The sequence below is a fragment of the Bacillus cereus group sp. MG1 genome, assembly GCF_040460035.1.
GTDB classification, from domain to species: Bacteria; Bacillota; Bacilli; order Bacillales; family Bacillaceae_G; genus Bacillus_A; species Bacillus_A cereus.
In genome coordinates, this window is the sequence record NZ_JARVGY010000001.1 from 1444082 (window position 1) to 1466012 (window position 21931).

Here is a 21931-nt window from a genome sequence, read left to right on the forward strand (position 1 = left end):
TATATAACTTTTTTTAAAATTATATTTTAAATATAGCTAGTTTTTTATAAATTTTTTGATATAATTACATACGGGAAAAGGGAAGAACTTTGTCTTCCCTTGTGTTTTTATTTGCATCTAGTACTTTTGCTAGATGCTTTTTTTATGCTAAAAAAGGTATCCTCAAATACTTTGAGGATACCTTTTCACCTTTATTATCTCTGCTGTTTTCTACCTAATATGAGTAATCCAAAACTCATCATTACAAGAAGTGCTCCCATATATGGTTCCACAGGCATTTTCTGCCCTGTCTTCGGTAATTCTTTTTCAGGTTTCTCTGGATTCGGTGTCCCAGGCTTTTCTGGATCTGGTGTCCCAGGTTTTTCTGGATTCGGTGTTCCAGGCTTTTCTGGATTCGGTGTTCCAGGTTTCTCCGGATTCGGTGTTCCAGGTTTCTCCGGATTCGGTGTTCCAGGTTTCTCCGGATTCGGTGTTCCAGGTTTCTCCGGATTCGGTGTTCCAGGTTTTTCTGGATCTGGTGTTCCAGGTTTTTCTGGATCTGGTGTTCCAGGTTTTTCTGGATCTGGTGTTCCAGGTTTTTCTGGATCTGGTGTTCCAGGTTTTTCTGGATCTGGTGTTTCTGGGCCTGGTGGCGCTAAATGATTCAATTTGTTTAATACTTCTAATTGAACTGCATTTATCATTCCATTTGTAATTTCAAATGGAATTGGATTAGTTAATTTTTCATATCCTTTTGGTGCTTCTACTTCTACTAGTGTGTAGTTACCTACAGATAGATCTGTGATTTTTGCCTTTCCATCTTTATCTGTTGTTACTTTCACTACTACTTTTCCCTTTTCATCATGAACCTCAAACACAGCTCCTGATAAGACTTCCTTGCTTTCAGCGGCCATTTTTATAATCTCCACTGAACCTTTGTCTAACTGTTCATTCTCTACTTTCAATGATAAGACTTTTGTCATACCTTTTGTAATTTCGAATGATACTGGTTCCGTTAACTTTTTGTAACCTGGTAAGCTCTTCGTCTCTACTAATTTGTATTTTCCTACTGATAGATCTGAAACGTTTGCTTTTCCTTCTTTATCCGTCGTTACTTTCGCAACTACTTTTCCTTTTGAGTCACGTACTTCAAATACAACATTTTCTAATGGTGCTTTACTGTCTTTATCTATTTTTGTGATTTCTACATTCCCCGTATCTACCATTTCATTTTCTACAGTGAACGCTAAAGATTTTGTCATACCTTTTGTAATTTCAAATGGTACAGGCTTTTCTAATTTTTTGTAGCCTGGTAAACTCTCTACTTCTACTAGCTTGTACTTTCCTACTGATAAATCTGAAACTGTTGCTTTTCCAGCTTTATCTGTCGTTACTTTCGTTACTACCTTGCCTTTGTCGTCTTGTACTTCAAAGACTACACCTGCTAACGGTGCCTTATTATCTTTATCTATTTTTGTAATTTCTACATTTCCCGTATCTACCATTTCATTTTCTATGTTTAATGATAGAACTTCTGTCATACCTTTTGTAATTTCAAACGATACTGGTTCTGTTAATTGTTTGTAACCTGGTAAACTTTCTTTCTCTACTAATTTGTACTTTCCTACAGATAAGTCTGAGATTTTTACTTTACCATTTTTATCTGTTTTTACTTCTGTTACTACTTTGCCTTTGTCGTCTTGTACTTCGAAGACTACGCCTTCTAATACTTTTTGACTATCTTTATCTACTTTTGTGATTTCTACTGAACCTTTGTCTAACTGTTCATTCTCTACTTTTAATGATAAGACTTCTGTCATACCCTTTTTAATTTCGAATGATACTGGCTCTGTTAGTTTTTTGTAGCCTGGTAAGCTCTCTTTCTCTACTAATTTGTACTTTCCTACAGATAAGTCTGAGATTTTTGCTTTACCATTTTTATCTGTTTTTACTTCCGTTACTACTTTTCCTTGTTCGTCTTGCACTTCGAAGACTACGTCTTCTAATACTTTTTGACTATCTTTATCCACTTTTGTGATTTCTACTGAGCCTTTGTCTACTAGTTCATTCTCTACTTTTAGTGATAAGACTTCTGTCATACCTTTTTTGATTTCAAATGATACTGGTTTCGCTAGTTTTTTATATCCTGGTAAGCTCTCTACCTCTACTAGCTTATATTTTCCTACTGATAAATCAGCAATCTTTGCTTTTCCTTCTTTATCTGTCGTTACTTTTGTTACTACTTTGCCTTTTTCATCTTGTACTTCGAAGACTACGCCTTCTAATACTTTTTGACTATCTTTATCTACTTTTGTGATTTCTACTAAACCTTTGTCTAACTGTTCATTCTCTACTTTTAATGATAAGACTTCTGTCATACCCTTTTTAATTTCGAATGATACTGGCTCTGTTAGTTTTTTGTAACCTGGTAAGCTTTTTTTCTCTACTAATTTGTACTTTCCTACAGATAAGTCTGAGATTTTTGCTTTCCCTTCTTTATCTGTCGTTACTTCTGTTACTACTTTGCCTTGTTCGTCTTGTACTTCGAAGACTACACTTGCTAATGCTTTTTGACTATCTTTATCTACTTTTGTTACTTCCACATTTCCCTTGTCTAACATTTCGTTTTCTACTGTTAAAGCAAGAGATTTTGTCATGCCTTTTTCAATTTGGAAAGTAATCGGATCTACTAATTGTTTATATCCTTTTGGTGCTTTTACTTCTACTAACTTGTATGTGCCGACTGATAAATTAGTAACTTGTGCTTGTCCTTTTTTATCTGTCGTTATTTTAGCGACTACTTGTCCTGCTTCATCTTGAATTTCAAAGACTGCATCAGCTAAAGCATCTTTATTTTCTTTATCTACTTTTGTAATTTCTACATTTCCTGTATCCACTAATTCATTTTCTACAGTCAATTGTAATGCTGTTACTCTACCCTTTTCAATTTCGAATGAAATTGGCTTTTCTAGTGGTTTGTATCCTGCCGGTGTTTCTACTTCTACTAACTCATACTTTCCAATAGATAAATCTGAAACGTTTGCTTTTCCTTCTTTATCCGTCGTTACTTTTGCAACTACTTTTCCTTTTAAATCACGTACTTCAAATACAACATTTTCTAATGGAGCTTTACTATCTTTATCTATTTTTGTTATCTCTACATTCCCTGTATCCACCATTTCATTTTCTACTTTCAATGATAGAACCTCGGTCATGCCTTTTTTGATTTCAAATGATATTGGTTTTTCTAATTTTTTATAACCAGGTAAACTTTCTACCTCTACTAATTCATACTTTCCTACAAGTAAATCTGAAACATTTGCTTTTCCATCTTTATCTGTCGTTACTTTTGTAACTTCATTACCCTTTTCATCTTGGACGATGAATGTTACTCCCGCTAACGGTGCTTTATTATCTTTATCTATCTTTGTTATCTCTATATTTCCCGTATCTACCATTTCATTTTCTATTTTTAATGATAGAACTTCGGTCATGCCTTTTTTGATTTCAAATGATACTGGATCTGTTAGTTTCTTATAGCCTGGTAAACTTTCTTTCTCTACTAATTTGTACTTTCCTACTAATAGATCTGAGATTTTTGCTTTACCATCTTTATCTGTTTTTACTTCCTTTACTACTGTTCCAGCTTCATCTTGCACTTCAAAAACTACGCCTTTTAATGCTTTTTTGCTGTCTTTATCTATTTTTGTAATTTCTACTGAACCTTTATCTAACTGTTCATTTTCTACTTTCAACGATAGGACTGTTGTCATACCTTTTTTAATTTCGAATGATACTGAATCTGTTAGCTTTTTGTAGCCTGGTAAACTTTTCGTCTCTACTAATTTGTACTTCCCTACTGATAAATCAGAGATTTTTGCTTTACCATCTTTATCTGTTTTTACTTCTGTTACTACTTTTTCTTGCTCATCTTGCACTTCGAAGACTACGCCTTCTAATACTTTTTGACTATCTTTATCTATTTTTGTAATTTCTACTGAGCCTTTGTCTAACTGCTCGTTTTCTACTTTTATTGCTAAAGCTTTTGTCATACCTTTTTTTATTTCAAATGGTACTGGTTCTGTTAGCTTTTTATAACCTGGTAAGCTTTTCGTCTCTACTAATTTGTACTTTCCTACTGATAGATCTGAAACATTTGCTTTTCCATCTTTATCTGTTACTACTTTTCTTACTACTTCATCTTTCTCATCTTGGACTTCAAATTCGACACCCGCTAATACTGCTCCGTTTTCTTTGTCCACTTTTGTAATTTCTATATTACCTTTGTCTACCATTGCATTTTCCACTTGTATTGGGAATATGCCGTCCCCTGTTACACTTACTTCGAACTCTGTTTCTTTTAATTGGTAGCCTTCAGGCGCTTTCGTTTCTTTTAAAATATATTTTCCTAGTGCTAACGGTTTAGAGATTGCCTTACCATCTTTATCTGTAACAATATGTTCGACTACTACACCGTCTTTTACTATATCAAACTCTGCATTTGCTAATGGTTTTTCACCATTTTCCGAATCAATTTTCTTTATTTCAATTTGACCCTTTTGCACAGTATTTTTAATTTCAATTGTTTTTGTTTCTCCAGCTTGAAGTGTAACCTCTACTGGGCTTGTTAATTTTTGATATCCTTCTGGTGCTACTGTTTCATAAACTTTATACGTCCCAGGAGCTAAAGTTTGAGGTACTGAAAAACCTTTTTCGTCCGTTGTCAGTTTTGCAACAACTTCATTTGCACTATTTCGAACTTCAAATTCGGCACCTTTCAACCCTTTGTTCGGATTCTCAGAATCTATTTTATGAAGCGATACTGTACCATCTTTTGGAGCTTCAGGCGGTGTAATAGTTACTTCTTTTGATGTTAATGTTTTATCATCAAAATGTAATTCCGCTTTATTAGGAATCTTCTTATCTACGTAAGAAGATAAGTCTGCATTATTTTTAATTTTCGCCTTGATACTAAGATTAATTATCTGGTCTTCATATGACTTATAATCAAAATTCTCACCAAACGTAAATGTTACTTCACTTCTTTGTTTATCTATATTTAACGTCCCTTTAGAAGTAATATCTTGGCCATTTTTATCATACACTTTTGCCTCTAATACTTCTAAAACATCTTCTAAATCATCACTAATTACCATAGATGTGTATTTAGGAGGATCGTTCGGTATATGTGTACCAACTTGGTATTGAATAACTTGATCCATTTGTGTTAGCTGCTCATTCTCTACAAGCTTGTCATTCTCATCAACTATATTTTTTTCAATGCTAGGTGGATTATTGTCACCTGAACCGGATCCTCCCCCACCACTCACAAATACTTGTCCTACTTTTTCTTCAGTTTTAATATTTTTACCTTCTAATTTCACAGTATTTTTATGAGGTTTTGCAGCAGGATTTGTAACCTTTGTTTTATATCTTAAAATATAGCCTTTTGAACTGTCTGGAAATTCAATTGTAAATCCAGTCTTTGTTGCATTTATTTTAATGTTAGATAAATTTGCTGGCTTAATATTTGTTGGTGCATAACCATCTTCAAATACAGCCTCTTCTAATACTACGCTGTCTGTAATTAACTCATGCCCAGGTCCTAATGTATCTGTTAATTTAAGATCTTGCATTTCTGTTCCAGTTGCATTTACATATACAAGCCAATCAGCAATAGACGGATCTTCTTGATTATAAGAACCCCATTTCAATAGATTTTCCGTATTGGGTTGTGGCTTCGGTCTCTCTGTCGTATTACTTACATTTACTTCTTTATTTACGATTTGACCATCAACGTTAAATTCTAATGGAATTTCTTTAACACCATCATATGCTTCTAGACCAAAGTAGAATTCTACGAATAAAGAACCTTTAATGTTGTTCTTTCCTTCTACGTAATCACCCATAGTACACGTTAATAGACCCTTTTTCATCTCACATGTACCAACTGTTTTTCCTTCAGCATCTTTTAAAGGAAAACTCATATTCATAAGGTCTTTTCGAAACTCTTTTGGCATATCAATTGTGAATTGATCTCCACTTTTTATTTTTTCTTTAGCTGACCACTTCACTTCTACTTTCATACCATCTGAGGCTTGATATGGTTCAGATGTCGTGCCATCAGTACGGGAAATATTAATTTCGTCCACTGGACTTTTCATCACAGCAGCTTGAATAACTGGAGCCCACACATTCAGCACTGAAAATAATACTAGAAAAACTAATGAAACCATTGAAATATGTCTTTTAGTACTTTTCATTTGCATAGTTCCCTCCTAAATTTTTATATTTATATAACAAAAAAAGATCGTCCGGTTGCATCAAAAATGTGCAACCAGACGATCTTAGTAACCAATATGTATTACCGTAGACTCTAAGCTTTGCGGCCTATCCTTTCGAATAGTGTGCTAAAAATATCTTTTATTCTTTTTTTGTTTCATTTTCCTCTTAAACCAAATATTACTATACCGTCTGGACGGTTATAATTCAATACTCTATAAAATTGTTCTATTTTTCTAATAAAAAAAATAATTCACCACTACATTAAAGAAGCAATGGTGAATTATTTTCTCATTATATAGTTCGTATATTCTATTTATATGAATTACTAATAAGAGCTTGAATCACTTTTTCTCTTAACTCGGGGCTTAGCCTTCCAACCCCTAAATATTCCGAATACCATAATCCATCTGCTGCTAATCTAATAATTGTTGCACAAACTGAATCTATCTCATCATTTTCTATATTTTTTTGCAGTTGCTGAAATGATTGTTGTAATGGCTCAAGTAATTCAGGTTTTAACATGAGTGCTGCCATCATACTGCTAGACAACTCTTCTGTTCTTCTCTCATTACTTAATCTTTCCTCTACAAAAGAGCGAACCCATCTCCCTTTCCTCTCTGAGTCTTCCGCTACTTTATTGTAAATGGCCCCTTCATAATCCTCTACCCCTCGGACTATCATACCTTCTATTAAAGCTTCTTTATTTGAAAAGTGATACAATAATCCACCTTTGCTTAAACCCGCCTCTTTTGCCACTGCTTCTAAAGTTAATTTAGCAACCCCTTTACATTGTACAATTTGAGAAGCGGCCGCCAAAATCTTTTGCCGCGTTATGCTTATACTCATTCCTTTTTAAAACCCCATTTCTACTAAATTTATATAAATACGAATCTTATTTTTAATATTGTTGATTACTACTAAGTATTTTCTTTATACAACAAAAGCTTCATTACCTTTGAATTTTTAGTTACTTATTCTATTAAAAATTTCCATATCATTCAATATGATAACATTAAATACACAAAGCTGACTATACATCTATACTTTTGTATTTATTGAAAATATATCCATTAATAAAATTTACCGATTTAGTCCTTCTTATTACTTTAAGACAGCAGTAATTCTTTCAGTACTAAATAAAAAATGTTATTACTCCCATTAAATTGAGTAATAACATTCTACTTAACAAATTCGCTGCCAACTAGCATCCTTCACATCTTCACTAGTCGGTTTTCTAACTGATCCAATAAAGTGAAACTTTATATCCGCAACATGGACAGGTGTATTTCATTTTGTCACTCCATTATTAACTTGTTTTCCCATATATTCCGACTCACAAAGAATGTAACAGCACAAATCATAGTTATCCCCATGAAAAATGTATTAGAATCTTCATATGTAGTTGGAATGCCTACCGTTACGAAAACAATACTAAAAGCTAAAAATAGATATAATAATAAAGATATAATATAGCTTAGTTTAAATCGTAAAATGATACCTCTAAACAATAGCTCACCAAGTAGACAGCCACCTAAAATAATAGGTACTCCGAAATACAATGTAAGGACTCCCATTTGCGCAGTAGATTGAATTATCTTTCCAATTATGTTCGGCGAAACCAGCTCACTATCGTTTCCCATCCTATCATATAAATCAAGTGCTGTTGCTGAAATAAAGAAACTTAATATAGAAAATGAATACGGTATTAAAAATTTGCTCACTCTCATTCACCTCGCTTTTTTCTTTACATATATTATTCATTATTTCCTATCATTTTTACATAAAAAAATAACCCTCTATGATAAAACATAGAGGGTAGCATTTCTATATAAAAATCTATACCTTATCCTGAAGTGAATCCCGAAAATAGGACAAATATCAAAACACCTAAACCATCTGCTATCTGCTCCCTACATTCTTTAGGGTAGATAGTTTATATGTTTTATTAGAAAGTAGTGCCTTCTTTTTTATAATATTCTTTTGAAATCTCTTCATAAAATGCGGCTGATGTCGCGTAGAAATAAGGTGCTAACCATAAGAAACCGATTCCTACAGTAAGAATACTTAAAATGAACCAACCTAAGAAACTTAAGCATAGTAAAAAGTAATCCATTTTATGTCCATTCATCATATGACGACTCTCAGTAATCGCTTGATTCGCTGTATATTCTGGATGATCATTCAAAATAAAATATGTCATAGAATAAGAAAATGATTTAATAATACCTGGAATAATAAGAAGTAATGTCCATAGAGTCAAGTATACATACATTAGTAAATATGTTAAAAACGACTTCATCAACTTACTTCCATCGCTAAACCATCTAAATATATGACCAATGCGAGCATCAGTCCCACGAATTGCATTTAAAACAAGATAATAGGCACCTATTGTTAATGGACCAATAACAAGCATTACTATAATACTTACTGTAAGTGAATCACTTGCTTCTTCCCAACCCCAAAATATCGAGAAAATACCTGTTGTTAGCATTTCAACAGCTCCAATAAGGATTCCAATTAATAAGGTTGCCCCTACCGCTAGTCCCCATCTTCCTTTTAATGCATCAAGTGCTTCTCTTTTCAACTGACTTATCATATATAACCTCCTAATACTATTTCCATTTTATTATACCATTTATATCAAAAATCCCACATATTTTCCTAAAACAGAAGCATATTACCTTTTTTCATACGTATTGATACATGTGTGCTGTAGTTGTACTAATATATGGATTAAACGACTCTTTTCCCTATAACAAAAAAGCCTGCCTTTCATAATAGGCAAGCTTTCTCAAGTTACATCTCATTTATTTTCTTCTTATACCAATCCTGCATTCTCTCCGCATCTTCTACTCTCGTATGCTCTATTTTATAACTAGATGATGCACTCGAAAACTTATACGTACATAAATCCGCACGGCGCTGGAAATATGATTGTGTCTTCTCCATTGATTGGACGTGTCTTCTTCTAATAAGTCCTGTATATTTTCCGACGCTACGATAGACAAGTGTAATTTGTTCTCCGTTAACACTGTAGCCATTTGTTTTAAATGTTGCGTATCCAAGTGTAAAGATAAGGATTGCGAGCGGTAGTAATGCCCACATGATGTAATACTTTTCAAAGTATATGCTTATTCCAGTAAGCGGGATTGCGAGCATAGCGAAAAAGATAAAACTATCAATGAGATAGCGGCGCAATGCTGCTTTTGGTAACGAAGTAATACTTGCATTCAGTTCGTATGGTAATTGTAAATGCGCGAGTAATTGTTGCACTCGATCTTTTCGAATGATAGGATGCAGTGTAACTTTTTCTTCTTTCCCTTCACTTTGAATGACTTCTACTTGCACAGCACAATAACCGAACGGTTGGCGTAAAATGCCTTCTTTTATCGTAATCCCTTGAATGCGGTGCAATTTTAGTACGAGTTCTTTTCTCTCCAGTAACCCTTGCGAAATACGGACTTCATCATTTTTTCGATTCACTGTGAAGTTACCGTGTTTTAACGCGTAGCCAATTGTAGATATCATCCAAGAAACGACAAGTAAAATAGCTACCATGTAAATCCAGCCATATATATCGTGGTCCATTACATATGACGTCACACTATTTTTTATCCATTTCGGAATATACTCATCTACTTGGTGATAAACGAAAAAGATTAAAGAGAACAATACTCCAAATTGACCAGATGTAACAGACGCTATTAAAATCTCTTTCCACGTTAACTTGTACTCTGTCGTTTGTTTTTCCTCTGTAACAATTGCTTTTTCTACTGTATTTTCTGCTGCTTCGTCTAACGTTTTTTCTGCTTTCACTTCTGGAGTTGGCTCATTTAGCAAAGTAATAAGCTCCGTCGCCTCTTCTACCGTAATTCCAGCTAAGCTAACTTCTGCTTCATCGCCCCCGCCAGCTGTTTCAATCTGAATTTTTTTCAAACCGAGCATTTGGTATAGTACGTTAGAACTTGTATTAATTGTTTGAACACGTTCTTTATTTAAGTAGCTCTCCTTTTTCACAAAGAGACCTTGTTTCACATGTAATACGTTATTTTCGACCCAGTATACTTTGTAATACCAGCCTACGATAGCTGAAATAATTGTGATCAACGCAAAACCAATAGGAACTAAATACCAAAATGGAAACTTTCCCCTTAAGCTAAAAAGAAAAATAATGAGTGGTATAAAATCTGTTATTTTTAATTCTAATAACATCGTGATTGGATGCTGCCTCTTATACATCCTCATCACTCACTTTCGCTAATTCTGCGATTTTCGTTTTCAACATTTCAGCTTCATACATCGTTAAACCTGGGATGCTATGAGAAGTTGCTGCTGTTGAAATGTGTAATTCTGCTAATCCGTATTTTCTCATAATTGGCCCTTGTTCAATCGTAACGTGCTGCACACGAATCATCGGTACTAATACGCGCTTTACGACGAAAAGACCATGCTGAATTTCAAGTTCTTCTTCATTTAGTTGGTAGCTGTAATAACGTTGACGTAGTTTCGGAAACGTAAAGTAATCAAACGGTGTATATACAATTGTTAATCCGATGAGCACATAGAAAATCCAAGCCCACCAATTAAACTTAATCATAAAGAAAAGATATGCCAAAATGACTATAATACTGATTCCTAGCTCAATTAAAGAACGCGCTTTCCACACCTTGACCATGTCAGGGTGAATTTCATTTTTCAATGGATCCATGTAACCACTCCAAATCTAGTAATCTAATATATGAATACTCTCAATCTATATTTTACGTAACTTTACAGAAAATTGAAATTCAATCTTCTTTCTTCTCAGGAATAAAATATCCGAACCAAAGTAGCCAAATGAAACCGATTAACTTCATCCAATTTCCATCCGCTTGAAAAGCTTCAATCATACCTGGTATTTTATAAACCCCAATAAATCCAAGAAAACCGAGCCACCAGTTTTTTTGCATTTTCATCTTTACTCCTCCTTCATTACGTTTTTCACATTTCGAATCCAAATTTCTTTATACTTTAACTGGAATCCCATGAGCATATAGTTGCTCATATTATCAATCACGAGTGCTAGCGTATGAGCATTTTCTTCCGTTTCATGTTGTGACACTACGTCAAGTTCTACGCCTTTCTTCAATAAATCGTGGAAACCATTTAAGAAATCTTCTTGTATTTCAAATAAGCGTTTCTGATACTTTTCATTTCGCGATGCAGTTACGAGAAATTCATTGATAACGCGTAATATCCCTTCTTGCCCTTCATATTCAGAGAGCATATGTAAACCATCAGCAATTAACTTTTCTGCAAAGTTTTCTTTCGTATATTGCTCTTTATCGAAATAACTCACGAAATGATATCCAGAGAAAATTTCTTCAAATAAAAAATCGATTAACGCTTCTTTAGAAGAAAAATGATAATAAATAGCCGGTTTTGAAATACCTACCTCTTTCGCAATCATGGAAAGACTCATCTTCTCAATGCCGTGTTCTGCCATAAGTTTAAATGAAGCCTCTACAATGTTTTGCGATGTTTGTAAATTCTTCGTCATACTGTACCTCACTTATTTTTACTTACCGGTCGGTAAGTAAATTATAAAACAAAACGAAATGATTTTCAATTTAGTTAGCACTACAGAAGGTGTTTATCAGAAAATACAGAAAGTTATAAAGTAAAAGCAACATATAACAATAAGGAGGATATCATATGGGGCTTGGTGGTAATGGCGGTAGTGGTGGTAATGGCGGCGGTGAAGCAGGACAAACTGGTAAGAGCGGATTTTCATTAATCATTGTACTTTTTATCGTATTGATTATAGTTGGAGTTAGCTATATCGGACTTGGCTTCTAAGAAAAGGCGTCCTACGTTACACATGTAGGACGCCTTCTTTTTAATCCCTATTCAGCAATCGCATACGATAACAATTCATCGTCACTTCTCCGAGTCTTTGCAGTAGTTGATAGTTCGCATATGCGCCTACCGGGGCACCGATTATTGGTACGAGCTGCAGCATTTTGGCTAAATCGATATAGTCTCGGTACTCTGTTTGGAACTTTTCCCAGTCCATATGATTTTCTTCTTCTGTATCCCACGTTTCGATTGCTTTCCATATTTCTTTTCGGTGATCGTCACTTGAAAAGGCAAGCTGAAAAACATGAAGGATAAAAAGGCGCTCTTCTTTGTTGCTCGTATCAAATCCGTACAATGTCGCTGCATCGAATAAAAATTTAATTTTAATGCCGAGTAAAAGCGGAAAGTCAGCAAGACCGAGGAGAATACCGCCAGCCCCCGTCCCTGCCCCTTCTGCCGCTGCTATTTTTTTATACTCATCCATTTTTTTACGAACTTCATCGTCACGTCTTTGCAGTGACCATGTCGTCTCTTTTAGCTTCGGCTTTATAAAGTTTGACCCGGCGCTGATTGTTTGCACCATCATACGAATCGTCTCTGTTAATACCTTTTGTACTTTCGCCGGAATGAGCTGTTGCACCTTCGTCTGCACTTTCTTTGAGAACCGTGTCATCATAAAAGAATCTTTCATAAATGTAGCTTTCCACTGCTCCAGTTCTTTTATAACCTTTTCTTCATATGTAATCATAGGTTCATTCCCTTCAATTTAAACGCTCAATGCGCTTCGCCCCGTATTGGTAAACGAAACCGATACTAAATAATATGCTTACGATAAGTAAAATTCCTGTCATCATGAAATCTTTCGTTGCTAGTGCAAATATAACTGTAAAGATTACGCTCCCGATGATTAGAATCGCGTTTAATAAAGTAAGAAAATCTTTCTTCTTCTCTTCTCCCCCTACCGGATACAAATCAAGCCAAATCTTCATGCGGTGATGTTTCCATAAAGTTAAGAGCTGATAACCGATTAAGTATAGGAAAATAAGGCTTACGATAAATCGTCCATATAAAAACGGAATGAAGTACAAAATAACTCCTCCAAGAGCGAGCAAACGCACATATAATCCAAAATAGTTACCTGATCTTAAAAACGTTCTCGTATATAAGTATAAATATGTACGCTTTTCACCAATCATCGAAAGAATGAAATCGAGCCATTTTCTGCGTGCTACTCTTTCTTTTAATGCTGGTACATCAACGAACATGTTCGCGATGCGGTACAGCAGCATCATCTTCTTACCTTCTTCAGAAATTAAATACTCCCAGTTTAGCGGCTTTCCCTTCACCATTTGATGCAGTACTACGAGGTATAACACCATGAGAAGGACGATTCCACCAATAAACATAACGGAAGTACGCTCTAAAAGGAAATAAACAAATAAGCCGTTTAAAATAAAACGAATGAACCAATCAGCTCTTTGTATATTTTGATCTGTTAAAAATGACTTTTCCCATGCTACGAATAAGTTCCACGCTTTTACGATGACAAACGCGAGTACAATCCATATGTAAGCCGCTCCTGTTTGTTTCATTTGCTGGAAGTATAACGGAGCAAGCGCTGCCGCTACAATTGCGATTATGTACAACTGAATCATAAACGTAAAAAGAAACGCCTTTGTAAAGTATGGTTTTAATTTTTGTTCAACTGGCAGCAAGTAAACGAGATCCGCTTCTTTTAATAACGTTTGAATGGATCCAGCCGTTAACACGAGTCCAATTAATACTGCCATTACGAGCGCCGCCGGAAACGAAGGTGTTAACGTTTGTAACCATTGCTGGTAATAATACGCTCCCGCACCAATGATGAACACGAAAATAAATTTCAAATGATCATTAAATACGTATTTACTATATGTACGAACTTCTTTTAGAAAGTGACGAAATCGTTCTTTCCATAACGCTGTGCTATTCATAATCTTCTTCCTTTGTTAGCGCGATGTAAATATCATCTAACGTTGCACCTGGCATATTAAACTGTGATTGCAGTTCAGATAGCGTTCCCTTCGCTCTTACTTCACCTTGATGCAAAATAATGAACGAATCACAATAACGCTCTGCCGTCGCTAAAATATGTGTGCTCATTAAAATACCGGCACCACTCTTTTTCATTTGGTCCATCATTTGAAGAAGGGATTGAATCGCTAACGGATCTAATCCAACGAAAGGTTCATCTACTATGTAAAGAGATGGCTCCACTAAAAATGCGCTCATAATCATTACTTTTTGTTTCATTCCTTTTGAGAAATGAGATGGAAACCATTTTAAACGATTTTTCATACGAAACTCTTGTAGTAGTTGTCCTACACGTTCTTCATATTGTTTTTCATCAATGCCATACGCCATAGCTGTTAATTTCAAATGCTCTTCTAACGTTAATTCATCATATAATACTGGCGTTTCCGGAATGAATGAAAAGCTAGAACGGTACGCTGTCATATCATCACGAATTGTTTTCCCATTAATTGTGACAGTTCCTTTTTTCGGTTCCATTAAACCGATAATATGTTTAATCGTCGTACTTTTACCAGCTCCATTTAAACCGATTAAGCCGACAAGTTCGCCTTTATTAACAGAGAACGAAACGTCTTTTAATACAGGTCGTTTCGTATATCCTCCTGTAACATTTTCTACACGCAATAACTCGCTCATACGACACCACTTTCTTCATTAGTATTCATTCTATATTCATCTTACCAAAAATTATGCTGTACTACATAGTATCCATGTACTCAAAAAAATTTTTTAAATTTATTAGCATATATTTTTCCGAAAGCGGACATCATAATTATTGAAGAAGGAACACATTGAAAAAGCAACCACCAATTGATGAGTACAACAACATAGTGAAGTCATCATGAAATGGGGTGTCCAAGTTGGACAATGAAATTTACACATAACCAGATCATTTGTTTCATTTTCGAAACGGGGTGTCTCTGAAAGAGCATATACTGTTTTAAAAAATAAACAATTTCATTTTAAAAAAGATTGCAATTCATTTCACTTGAAAATGGGGTGTCTACGGCAGAAACTTTAGCCGATTTACCGTGCATTTCTTAAATAAATGAGGTGTCTGCGAAACGTAAATTACGATAATGCTTTTTCAATCCCTCTTCAGAAAACAGGAAGCTGAGTCAGCTTCCTGTTTTTCGTGTTTGTTCTCTTATATAATTATGGTAAAATACGGCTAAGGATATTTGAAAGGATGAGATCAATGAATCATACAGCAGACAATTGTATTTTTTGTAAAATCATTGACGGGCAAATCCCTTGCTCAAAAGTATACGAAGATGAACATGTGCTTGCATTTTTAGATATTAGTCAAGTAACAAAAGGACATACTCTTGTTATTCCAAAAGTTCACAAACAAGACATTTTTGCGTTAACGCCAGAAATCGCATCACACATTTTTTCTGTCGTTCCAAAAATCGCAAATGCGATTAAAGCAGAGTTTAATCCAATTGGCTTTAACCTACTTAACAATAACGGTGAAAAAGCTGGACAAACTGTGTTCCACTTCCACCTTCATTTAATTCCACGCTACGGTGAAAAAGATGGTTTCGGTGCTGTTTGGAAATCACACCAAAATGAATACACTATGGAAAATTTACAAAACATCGCAAGTACAATTGCAAATAGTGTGAAATAATGACACTATAAGAAGGCGTAATACATAACAAGCCAGTTCCCTGAAGTCATCAAATTCCGCATGGCTTGTTTCTTTACTTAAAATGCTCAGGGATGATTGTTTGTGCATAGCACATATAAGAAAGATATGCATATTTTTCCCATCATGAATACGAACAAAAAATAAGGAGGTCTCCTTTTATGTCAAAAGCTAAATCCTTTATTACAGGTGTTATTTGCGGCGGAGCAGTTGCTGGACTAGCTGTTCTTTTCTCAACTCCTTCTTCTGGTAAAGACATGCGCGGCAAGTTAAAAGAAAAAGGAAATGATATTAAAAAGACTTTAGCTGATATTACAGCTGATACGAAATTATTAAAGCGTCAAATTATTGAAACTGCTTCAGAAGGTAAAGAAGTGTTTCAAGAATTAAAAGATGACATGCAAGACACGCTTTCTAACTGGAAGCAAGATATTTCTCAAAACAAGCGCCATATTGAGAAAGAAATTTTGGACATCCAAAAGTCAATTGAGAAACTACAAGAAGCTGTTCCAGAAAAAGCGTAAACAAATTCCTGCTTAGTTTTTTGCATATAACAAATATTTTTTATATAAATTGACCTTGACACGGCATATCATATAGATATGCCGTGTTTTTATGCATTTACAATATATGTTATCACTTAACATGTAAGGACAACGTATGTATTCACGACTCATAAAACGCTTCCATAGTTATGCATGATTTGTATAGAATGTCATTTTTCCGAAAAATTTTCACAATTCTCACAAAAAGACTTTATTAATTTTTATTTTACTGGCATAATAGATAGTAATGAAAAAAGAATGTTAAAGTGGGTGAGTAAATGAAAAGTGGAGAAAAAGATTACTCGGTAAAAGAAGCGATGATTTTCAGCCAACGCATTGCTCAATTATCGAAAGCGTTATGGAAATGTGTAGAGAAAGATTGGCAGCAGTGGATTAAACCTTACGATTTAAATATTAATGAACATCATATTTTAACAATCGCTTATCATTTAAAAGGGGCTTCTATTTCTGAGATTGCTAAGTTTGGAGTTATGCACGTATCAACAGCGTTTAACTTCTCGAAAAAGCTGGAAGAACGCGGCTATCTTGTATTCTCGAAAAAGGAAGATGATAAACGAAATACGTACATTGAAATTACAGACAAAGGGGAAGAATTACTACTTCGCTTAATGGAAGAGTATGATCCTGAAAATAATTCAGTGTTTAATGGGGCTCTTGCACTTCGTAATTTTTATGGGAAGTTCCCAGAAAATATCGAACTGATTGCAATCCTGCGTAACATTTACGGACAAGACTTTATCGATATTTTTGAGAAATCATTAGAAGATATTGAAGAGAACTTTACAGAATCCGATCAAAAGTTAGTTAAGAAATAATCTATTTATTTTTTCGCAATCATGCTTAAGAATTCATTCATAAGCGGCTTAAATAAACCTTGTTTTGCTAGCGCTTCCGCAGTTTCGTGTACTTCGAGCTGATGTGGAAGCGCTTTTTCAAATTGATCTAACAGCGCATCGAACAAAAGAAGCCCTTCTGCTTTCTCCACTACATATTGATCGTTCAGTTTTTCACAAAGATTTAGTATACGTTCAATATCTTTTTTACGAGCTTTTTTCTTTATGATCAAAGAATAAAATGGACACTTCTCTTCATCAATCATTTTAAATAATAAGTCTACATAGTATTCAGCTTGTTCTAATCTTCTAACAACGTCCATTTTCTCCCTCACTTTCTAACACAAAGTCTTCTATTTCTGAATTTTGTAACACGAACAAAATATCGTGTGATACAATATATGTATATGTATTTTAGCCAAAAGGAGGTCTCGCCTCATGACACTTATAACAGTTGTTTTTGTCGCATTCGCACTTCTTGTTATATTTTACACGAATTTCATGACACATACACTGTGTGAACGAAAACAAATAGCTGCGAGCCGCCAGCCCGGTGTCTTTCGGGTTATTAATGTATGTATAACAATTTTATTAATTTCTAGTTATATAGAAATTATATTTCATGGAAAGTGAGGAAGGAAAGCCCCTTCCTCACTTTTTTCCTCTATAAGCAAATTATACCTACAATAACCAATAAAATAAACAGTACAAGTAATAAAATAAGTTGAGAATTCATCCCCATCCCCTCCTCTATTCTGTATATGCGGCATACGCCCAATATGGCACACTTTCAAAATCTGACACGTACTGGTTAATTTTTCTTTATCAATATGAAAATGCGTCGAAATATGATATATTAAATTTTGTACATATTGCTTATACTATAGAACAAAACATTCATCAAAACTTTATCCTCAGCCACGGTAAGCCCTGTTAAGCGCGCTTTACCAATATAAAAAAGCAAAAGTATCAGTGAGACTTAATCGGGCTCTTATGAATGAAAATTCATCGGTGTAGGATAAATTAAAAATACATAATAGTAGGAGTGTTTATCGAATGAAGAAAGCTATGCTTGCCTTAGCCGCAACAAGTGTAATCGCATTATCAGCATGTGGAACATCATCATCAGACAAAATTGTTACATCTAAAGCTGGTGACATTACAAAAGAAGAATTCTACGAACAAATGAAAAATTCACAAACTGGTAAACAAACACTAAATAACATGGTTATGGAAAAAGTACTTATTAAAAACTACAAAGTTGAAGACAAAGATGTAGACAAAAAGTTCGATGAAATGAAAAAACAATACGGTGATCAATTCGATACACTAATGAAACAACAAGGTATTAAAGAAGAAACTATTAAAAATAGTGTGCGCGCTCAATTAGCTCAAGAAAAAGCGGTTGAACAATCGATTACTGATAAAGATTTAAAAGCAAAATTCGAGGATTATAAAAAAGAAATTAAAGCAAGTCATATCCTTGTAAAAGATGAAGAAACTGCTAAAAAGGTGAAAGATGAACTTGCTCAAGGTAAATCTTTCGAAGAATTAGCAAAACAATACTCTGAAGATACAGGCTCAAAAGAAAAAGGTGGCGACTTAGGATTCTTCGGACCAGGAAAAATGGTAAAAGAATTTGAAGAAGCAGCTCAAAAGTTGAAAAAAGGTGAAGTAAGCGAACCTGTAAAAACACAATTTGGTTACCATATTATTAAAGTAACTGATAATCACGCAGATGCAACTTTCGATAAAGCAAAAGCTGATATTAAAAAAGCACTAGTTCAAGAAAAAACACAAGATGCTCAATTTATGAACGATCTTATGATGAAAGAAATCAAAAAAGCTGACGTAAAAGTTGACGATAAAGATTTAAAAGATCTTTTCAAAGAGCAAAAAGCTGACGATAAAAAAGACGAAAAGAAATAATGAAGTAAAAAGCTTGGGCTTAGGCCCGAGCTTTTTTTATCTCCTCTTCTCTCAGTAGTTAATCTAGATTCGGTAAATGAAATTATATCGGCGATTTTTCAAATATATCGACCGCAACTCCAATTATATCGGCGATTTTCAAAATATATCAGCGCAACTCCAATTATATCAGCGATTTTCGAAATATATCGACTTACCGACAAAAAACGACAACAAGCGTGACTCCCTCTTCAAACACAAAAAAACCTTGATCCACGCCACGTAGAACCAAGGTTTATCTTATTATCATTGATTAAATGAAAAAACTATGTTAAATTAGAACAGAAACACGTTTTACAAAACAAAAGGAACGAATTTATCCGTATCTTAATTGTACACCAAAACACATCTTCAGTCAACCTCTATTTTTCACTTTTAAAGGAGTGCTTACCGTATGAACAAAAAACTTGATCTAGAGCAAAAAAGATTGGATACCGTAATTGAAACAATTACGGAGCAAATTGATAAACTGGAAAACGAAACTGGCAGACGCCGAGCAGAAGTAATCAATATTCGTAAACACTTTTGGGATGATGTGAAAGTGAATACTGATACTTTCGATGATTATCTTGAAACAGTTATCAACTTAAGACAACAAGCTCAGTCACTAGCTGTCACACAAATTACCCATAAGCACACCTTTAATCGACTTGCCGCATTAAGACGCATGCATAAAGCACCTTATTTCGGACGAATTGATTTCAAAGAAGAAGGAGAATCTGCCGCGGATCAAATTTATATCGGCGTCGCTACACTTACTGATGCAAGCGGAGAAAACTTCCTTATATATGACTGGCGCGCACCTATTTCGAGTGTGTACTACGATTATCCACCAGGACCGGCTGAATACAGTACACCAGGCGGCGTAATCCACGGTAATGTGGAGAAAAAATTACAATACATTATTCAAAATGGCGAGATTGATTCTATGTTCGATACGAGCCTTACAATTGGTGATGAAATCTTGCAGCAAGCGCTCGGAAAAGGGACGAATAAACATATGCAGAGCATCGTTGCTACAATTCAGCGCGAGCAAAATGAAATTATTCGTCACGATGAAGGCCGACTCCTTATCGTGCAAGGAGCTGCTGGTAGTGGTAAAACGTCAGCTGCCCTGCAACGAATCGCCTACTTACTATATAAATATCGCGAATGGTTAAAAGCAGATCAAATTATTCTCTTCTCCCCTAACTCTATGTTCAACAGCTATGTTTCTAACGTACTACCTGAACTCGGCGAAGAAAATATGCAGCAAGTGACTTTCCAAGAATATTTAAACCATAGACTAAGTAAGTCATTTGACGTTGAAGATCCTTATGAACAATTAGAATATATGTTAACTGAAACGAATAATCCTACCTATAAAACGAGAAATGCGAGCATTCGATTTAAGGCATCTACTCAATTTTTCGAGATGATTAGAGCGTACAGACAATCTCTTGAATCTTCAGGCATGCTATTTAGAGGAATGAAATTTAGAGGGAAACTGATTGTTTCTGCGAAAGAAATTACAGAACAATTTTACAATACCGACTCCTCCCTCCGCTTCCATAGTCGAATTGAGAAGTTAACGGATTGGCTAAACAAGCAAATAGATGCACTTGAAAAAGCAGAACTGAAAAAGCCTTGGGTAGAAGAAGAAATTGAATTACTTAGTAAAGATGAATACCAAAAAGCTTATAAATATTTACAGAAAAAAGGCGAGTTTGACGACAACTCCTTTAATGATTTTGAAAAAGAAACGAGAGTACTTGGACGTATGATTGTCCGTAAAAAATTGAAGCCACTGCGTAAAGGCGTTCAAACATTACGCTTTATCAATTTCACAGGCATATATAAACAACTTTTCACAGATGCATCATGGGTTACTGAGAAAAAACCGAAAGAGTGGGATGACATTTGCTCCTTAACAGTAAACATGCTTGATGAAGGAAAACTATATTACGAGGATGCGACTCCATTCTTACTTTTAAAAGAATTAATTGAAGGCTTCCAAACGAACAGATCGATTAAACACGTACTCGTAGACGAAGCGCAAGATTATTCGCCGTTTCAGTTCGAGTTTTTAAAACGTCTCTTCCCTGCTGCAAGAATGACTGTACTCGGAGACTTTAACCAAGCGATATTTGCTCATGCGAGTGAAACGGTTAATTTCGATACACTTACAAATTTATACGGTCCAGACGAAACAAACGGCATTAACTTAACTCGTAGCTACCGCTCAACAAAACCGATTATTGAATTTACACGTGCTCTCGTACCGGAAGGCAAGAACATTCACGCCTTTGAACGTGACGGCGAGAAACCTACAGTGACGAAAGTATCGAATGTCAACGAACTGCACGAACGTATTACTGCCAAAGTTGCTGAACTACAAAAAGAGCAGCACAATACGATCGCAATTATATGTAAATCTGCAGCTGAAAGCGCAGCTGCATACGAAGCACTTAATCATATCGATAATATTAAACTCGTGAAGAGTAACTCAGCCGAGTATGAGCAAGGGATTGTCGTAATCCCTGCTTACTTAGCGAAAGGTATTGAATTTGATGCTGTTATTATTTACAATGCTTCTAAAGATGTGTACAGCGATGAGAGCGTTCGTAGATTGTTCTACACTGCTTGCACACGCGCAATGCATGAATTGCAACTTTATAGCGTTGGCGAGGTTAGTCCTTTTATACTTGGAGCTGATTCGGAGAGTTTTGAGCTTATAATGAAAACACCTTGATAAT

At 34.9% G+C, this 21931-nt stretch carries 19 protein-coding genes and 1 riboswitch; of the genes, 7 read left to right on the top strand and 12 right to left on the bottom strand.

The genetic code is table 11. From position 1 onward, the window contains the following. Window positions 1-194: 194 nt before the first annotated feature. From QCI79_RS07455 to QCI79_RS07490, 8 genes are all read right to left on the bottom strand, one after another. Window positions 195-6248, bottom strand: coding sequence for a SpaA isopeptide-forming pilin-related protein (locus tag QCI79_RS07455; RefSeq protein WP_048549358.1), 6054 nt, complete (start codon window positions 6246-6248; stop codon window positions 195-197). 60 nt (window positions 6249-6308) lie between these two features. Further along, window positions 6309-6401, bottom strand: a riboswitch (cyclic di-GMP riboswitch). 172 nt (window positions 6402-6573) lie between these two features. Next, complete coding sequence (locus tag QCI79_RS07460; protein WP_000028010.1) at window positions 6574-7110, bottom strand: TetR/AcrR family transcriptional regulator; 537 nt, start codon at window positions 7108-7110, stop codon at window positions 6574-6576. A gap of 449 nt (window positions 7111-7559) precedes the next feature. Continuing rightward, window positions 7560-7985 carry a hypothetical protein gene (locus QCI79_RS07465; RefSeq protein WP_002098741.1) on the bottom strand — a complete coding sequence of 142 codons (426 nt, stop codon included), beginning with the start codon at window positions 7983-7985 and terminating at the stop codon, window positions 7560-7562. A 224-nt stretch (window positions 7986-8209) separates the two neighbouring features. Next, window positions 8210-8863 (bottom strand): DUF975 family protein, encoded by a 654-nt coding sequence (locus tag QCI79_RS07470; RefSeq protein WP_000625400.1) that lies wholly within the window; start codon window positions 8861-8863, stop codon window positions 8210-8212. Window positions 8864-9063: 200 nt separating this feature from the next. Further along, window positions 9064-10506 carry a PH domain-containing protein gene (locus QCI79_RS07475; protein WP_000278202.1) on the bottom strand — a complete coding sequence of 481 codons (1443 nt, stop codon included), beginning with the start codon at window positions 10504-10506 and terminating at the stop codon, window positions 9064-9066. Then, window positions 10499-10975, bottom strand: coding sequence for a PH domain-containing protein (locus tag QCI79_RS07480; RefSeq protein WP_000371346.1), 477 nt, complete (start codon window positions 10973-10975; stop codon window positions 10499-10501). The genes QCI79_RS07475 and QCI79_RS07480 overlap by 8 nt, the downstream gene beginning before the upstream one ends. Window positions 10976-11054: 79 nt before the next feature. Further along, complete coding sequence (locus QCI79_RS07485; protein WP_000783813.1) at window positions 11055-11222, bottom strand: hypothetical protein; 168 nt, start codon at window positions 11220-11222, stop codon at window positions 11055-11057. A 2-nt stretch (window positions 11223-11224) separates the two neighbouring features. Then, window positions 11225-11806, bottom strand: coding sequence for a TetR/AcrR family transcriptional regulator (locus QCI79_RS07490; RefSeq protein ID WP_000164832.1), 582 nt, complete (start codon window positions 11804-11806; stop codon window positions 11225-11227). Between the two features lie 155 nt (window positions 11807-11961). On the opposite strand from QCI79_RS07490, the gene QCI79_RS07495 reads away from it, so the two are divergent. Further along, window positions 11962-12105, top strand: coding sequence for a YjcZ family sporulation protein (locus tag QCI79_RS07495; protein WP_000522761.1), 144 nt, complete (start codon window positions 11962-11964; stop codon window positions 12103-12105). A gap of 40 nt (window positions 12106-12145) precedes the next feature. On the opposite strand, the gene ecsC is transcribed toward QCI79_RS07495, so the two are convergent. The 3 genes from ecsC to ecsA are packed head-to-tail and all read right to left on the bottom strand — an operon-like array spanning window position 12146 to window position 14814. After that, window positions 12146-12853, bottom strand: coding sequence for an ecs operon protein EcsC (ecsC, locus tag QCI79_RS07500; protein ID WP_021728437.1), 708 nt, complete (start codon window positions 12851-12853; stop codon window positions 12146-12148). Window positions 12854-12866: 13 nt separating this feature from the next. Continuing rightward, window positions 12867-14078, bottom strand: a complete 1212-nt coding sequence (ecsB, locus tag QCI79_RS07505; protein ID WP_001089103.1) for an ABC transporter permease EcsB — start codon at window positions 14076-14078, stop codon at window positions 12867-12869. Then, window positions 14071-14814, bottom strand: a complete 744-nt coding sequence (ecsA, locus tag QCI79_RS07510; protein WP_001292595.1) for an ABC transporter ATP-binding protein EcsA — start codon at window positions 14812-14814, stop codon at window positions 14071-14073. Before ecsA ends, ecsB begins: the two co-directional genes overlap by 8 nt. A gap of 562 nt (window positions 14815-15376) precedes the next feature. On the opposite strand from ecsA, the gene QCI79_RS07515 reads away from it, so the two are divergent. The 3 genes from QCI79_RS07515 to QCI79_RS07525 all read left to right on the top strand — a co-directional run bounded on the left by QCI79_RS07515 (window position 15377) and on the right by QCI79_RS07525 (window position 17210). After that, a complete protein-coding gene (locus QCI79_RS07515) occupies window positions 15377-15811 on the top strand; it encodes an HIT family protein (protein WP_001016834.1) in 435 nt (144 codons plus the stop codon). Between the two features lie 179 nt (window positions 15812-15990). Beyond that, the gene (locus tag QCI79_RS07520) at window positions 15991-16353 is read left to right on the top strand and encodes a YtxH domain-containing protein (protein ID WP_000030299.1); all 363 of its coding nucleotides are present in this window, start codon (window positions 15991-15993) and stop codon (window positions 16351-16353) included. 299 nt (window positions 16354-16652) lie between these two features. After that, on the top strand, window positions 16653-17210 hold the full coding sequence (locus tag QCI79_RS07525) for an HTH-type transcriptional regulator Hpr (RefSeq protein ID WP_000834924.1): 558 nt from the start codon (window positions 16653-16655) through the stop codon (window positions 17208-17210). Window positions 17211-17215: 5 nt separating this feature from the next. On the opposite strand, the gene QCI79_RS07530 is transcribed toward QCI79_RS07525, so the two are convergent. Beyond that, a complete protein-coding gene (locus tag QCI79_RS07530) occupies window positions 17216-17551 on the bottom strand; it encodes a YhaI family protein (RefSeq protein WP_000383653.1) in 336 nt (111 codons plus the stop codon). A 115-nt stretch (window positions 17552-17666) separates the two neighbouring features. Here QCI79_RS07530 and QCI79_RS07535 point away from each other — a divergent pair, with 115 nt between their 5' ends. The 3 genes from QCI79_RS07535 (at window position 17667) to helD (ending at window position 21927) form a co-directional block, all read left to right on the top strand. After that, window positions 17667-17861, top strand: coding sequence for a hypothetical protein (locus QCI79_RS07535; protein WP_000172690.1), 195 nt, complete (start codon window positions 17667-17669; stop codon window positions 17859-17861). A 423-nt stretch (window positions 17862-18284) separates the two neighbouring features. Continuing rightward, a complete protein-coding gene (prsA, locus tag QCI79_RS07545; RefSeq protein WP_000710068.1) occupies window positions 18285-19157 on the top strand; it encodes a peptidylprolyl isomerase PrsA in 873 nt (290 codons plus the stop codon). A 433-nt stretch (window positions 19158-19590) separates the two neighbouring features. Further along, window positions 19591-21927: an RNA polymerase recycling motor HelD gene (helD, locus tag QCI79_RS07550; RefSeq protein WP_001035432.1), complete on the top strand. Its 2337-nt coding sequence runs from the start codon at window positions 19591-19593 to the stop codon at window positions 21925-21927. Window positions 21928-21931 lie beyond the last annotated feature (4 nt).

Coding starts and splice junctions, on each gene's coding strand:
- QCI79_RS07455 (WP_048549358.1), bottom strand. CDS start 6,248: ATGCAAATGAAAAGTACTAAAAGACATATTTCAATGGTTTCATTAGTT.
- QCI79_RS07460 (WP_000028010.1), bottom strand. CDS start 7,110: ATGAGTATAAGCATAACGCGGCAAAAGATTTTGGCGGCCGCTTCTCAA.
- QCI79_RS07470 (WP_000625400.1), bottom strand. CDS start 8,863: ATGATAAGTCAGTTGAAAAGAGAAGCACTTGATGCATTAAAAGGAAGA.
- QCI79_RS07475 (WP_000278202.1), bottom strand. CDS start 10,506: ATGTATAAGAGGCAGCATCCAATCACGATGTTATTAGAATTAAAAATA.
- QCI79_RS07480 (WP_000371346.1), bottom strand. CDS start 10,975: ATGGATCCATTGAAAAATGAAATTCACCCTGACATGGTCAAGGTGTGG.
- QCI79_RS07485 (WP_000783813.1), bottom strand. CDS start 11,222: ATGAAAATGCAAAAAAACTGGTGGCTCGGTTTTCTTGGATTTATTGGG.
- QCI79_RS07490 (WP_000164832.1), bottom strand. CDS start 11,806: ATGACGAAGAATTTACAAACATCGCAAAACATTGTAGAGGCTTCATTT.
- QCI79_RS07495 (WP_000522761.1), top strand. CDS start 11,962: ATGGGGCTTGGTGGTAATGGCGGTAGTGGTGGTAATGGCGGCGGTGAA.
- ecsC (WP_021728437.1), bottom strand. CDS start 12,853: ATGATTACATATGAAGAAAAGGTTATAAAAGAACTGGAGCAGTGGAAA.
- ecsB (WP_001089103.1), bottom strand. CDS start 14,078: ATGAATAGCACAGCGTTATGGAAAGAACGATTTCGTCACTTTCTAAAA.
- ecsA (WP_001292595.1), bottom strand. CDS start 14,814: ATGAGCGAGTTATTGCGTGTAGAAAATGTTACAGGAGGATATACGAAA.
- QCI79_RS07515 (WP_001016834.1), top strand. CDS start 15,377: ATGAATCATACAGCAGACAATTGTATTTTTTGTAAAATCATTGACGGG.
- QCI79_RS07520 (WP_000030299.1), top strand. CDS start 15,991: ATGTCAAAAGCTAAATCCTTTATTACAGGTGTTATTTGCGGCGGAGCA.
- QCI79_RS07525 (WP_000834924.1), top strand. CDS start 16,653: ATGAAAAGTGGAGAAAAAGATTACTCGGTAAAAGAAGCGATGATTTTC.
- QCI79_RS07530 (WP_000383653.1), bottom strand. CDS start 17,551: ATGGACGTTGTTAGAAGATTAGAACAAGCTGAATACTATGTAGACTTA.
- QCI79_RS07535 (WP_000172690.1), top strand. CDS start 17,667: ATGACACTTATAACAGTTGTTTTTGTCGCATTCGCACTTCTTGTTATA.
- prsA (WP_000710068.1), top strand. CDS start 18,285: ATGAAGAAAGCTATGCTTGCCTTAGCCGCAACAAGTGTAATCGCATTA.
- helD (WP_001035432.1), top strand. CDS start 19,591: ATGAACAAAAAACTTGATCTAGAGCAAAAAAGATTGGATACCGTAATT.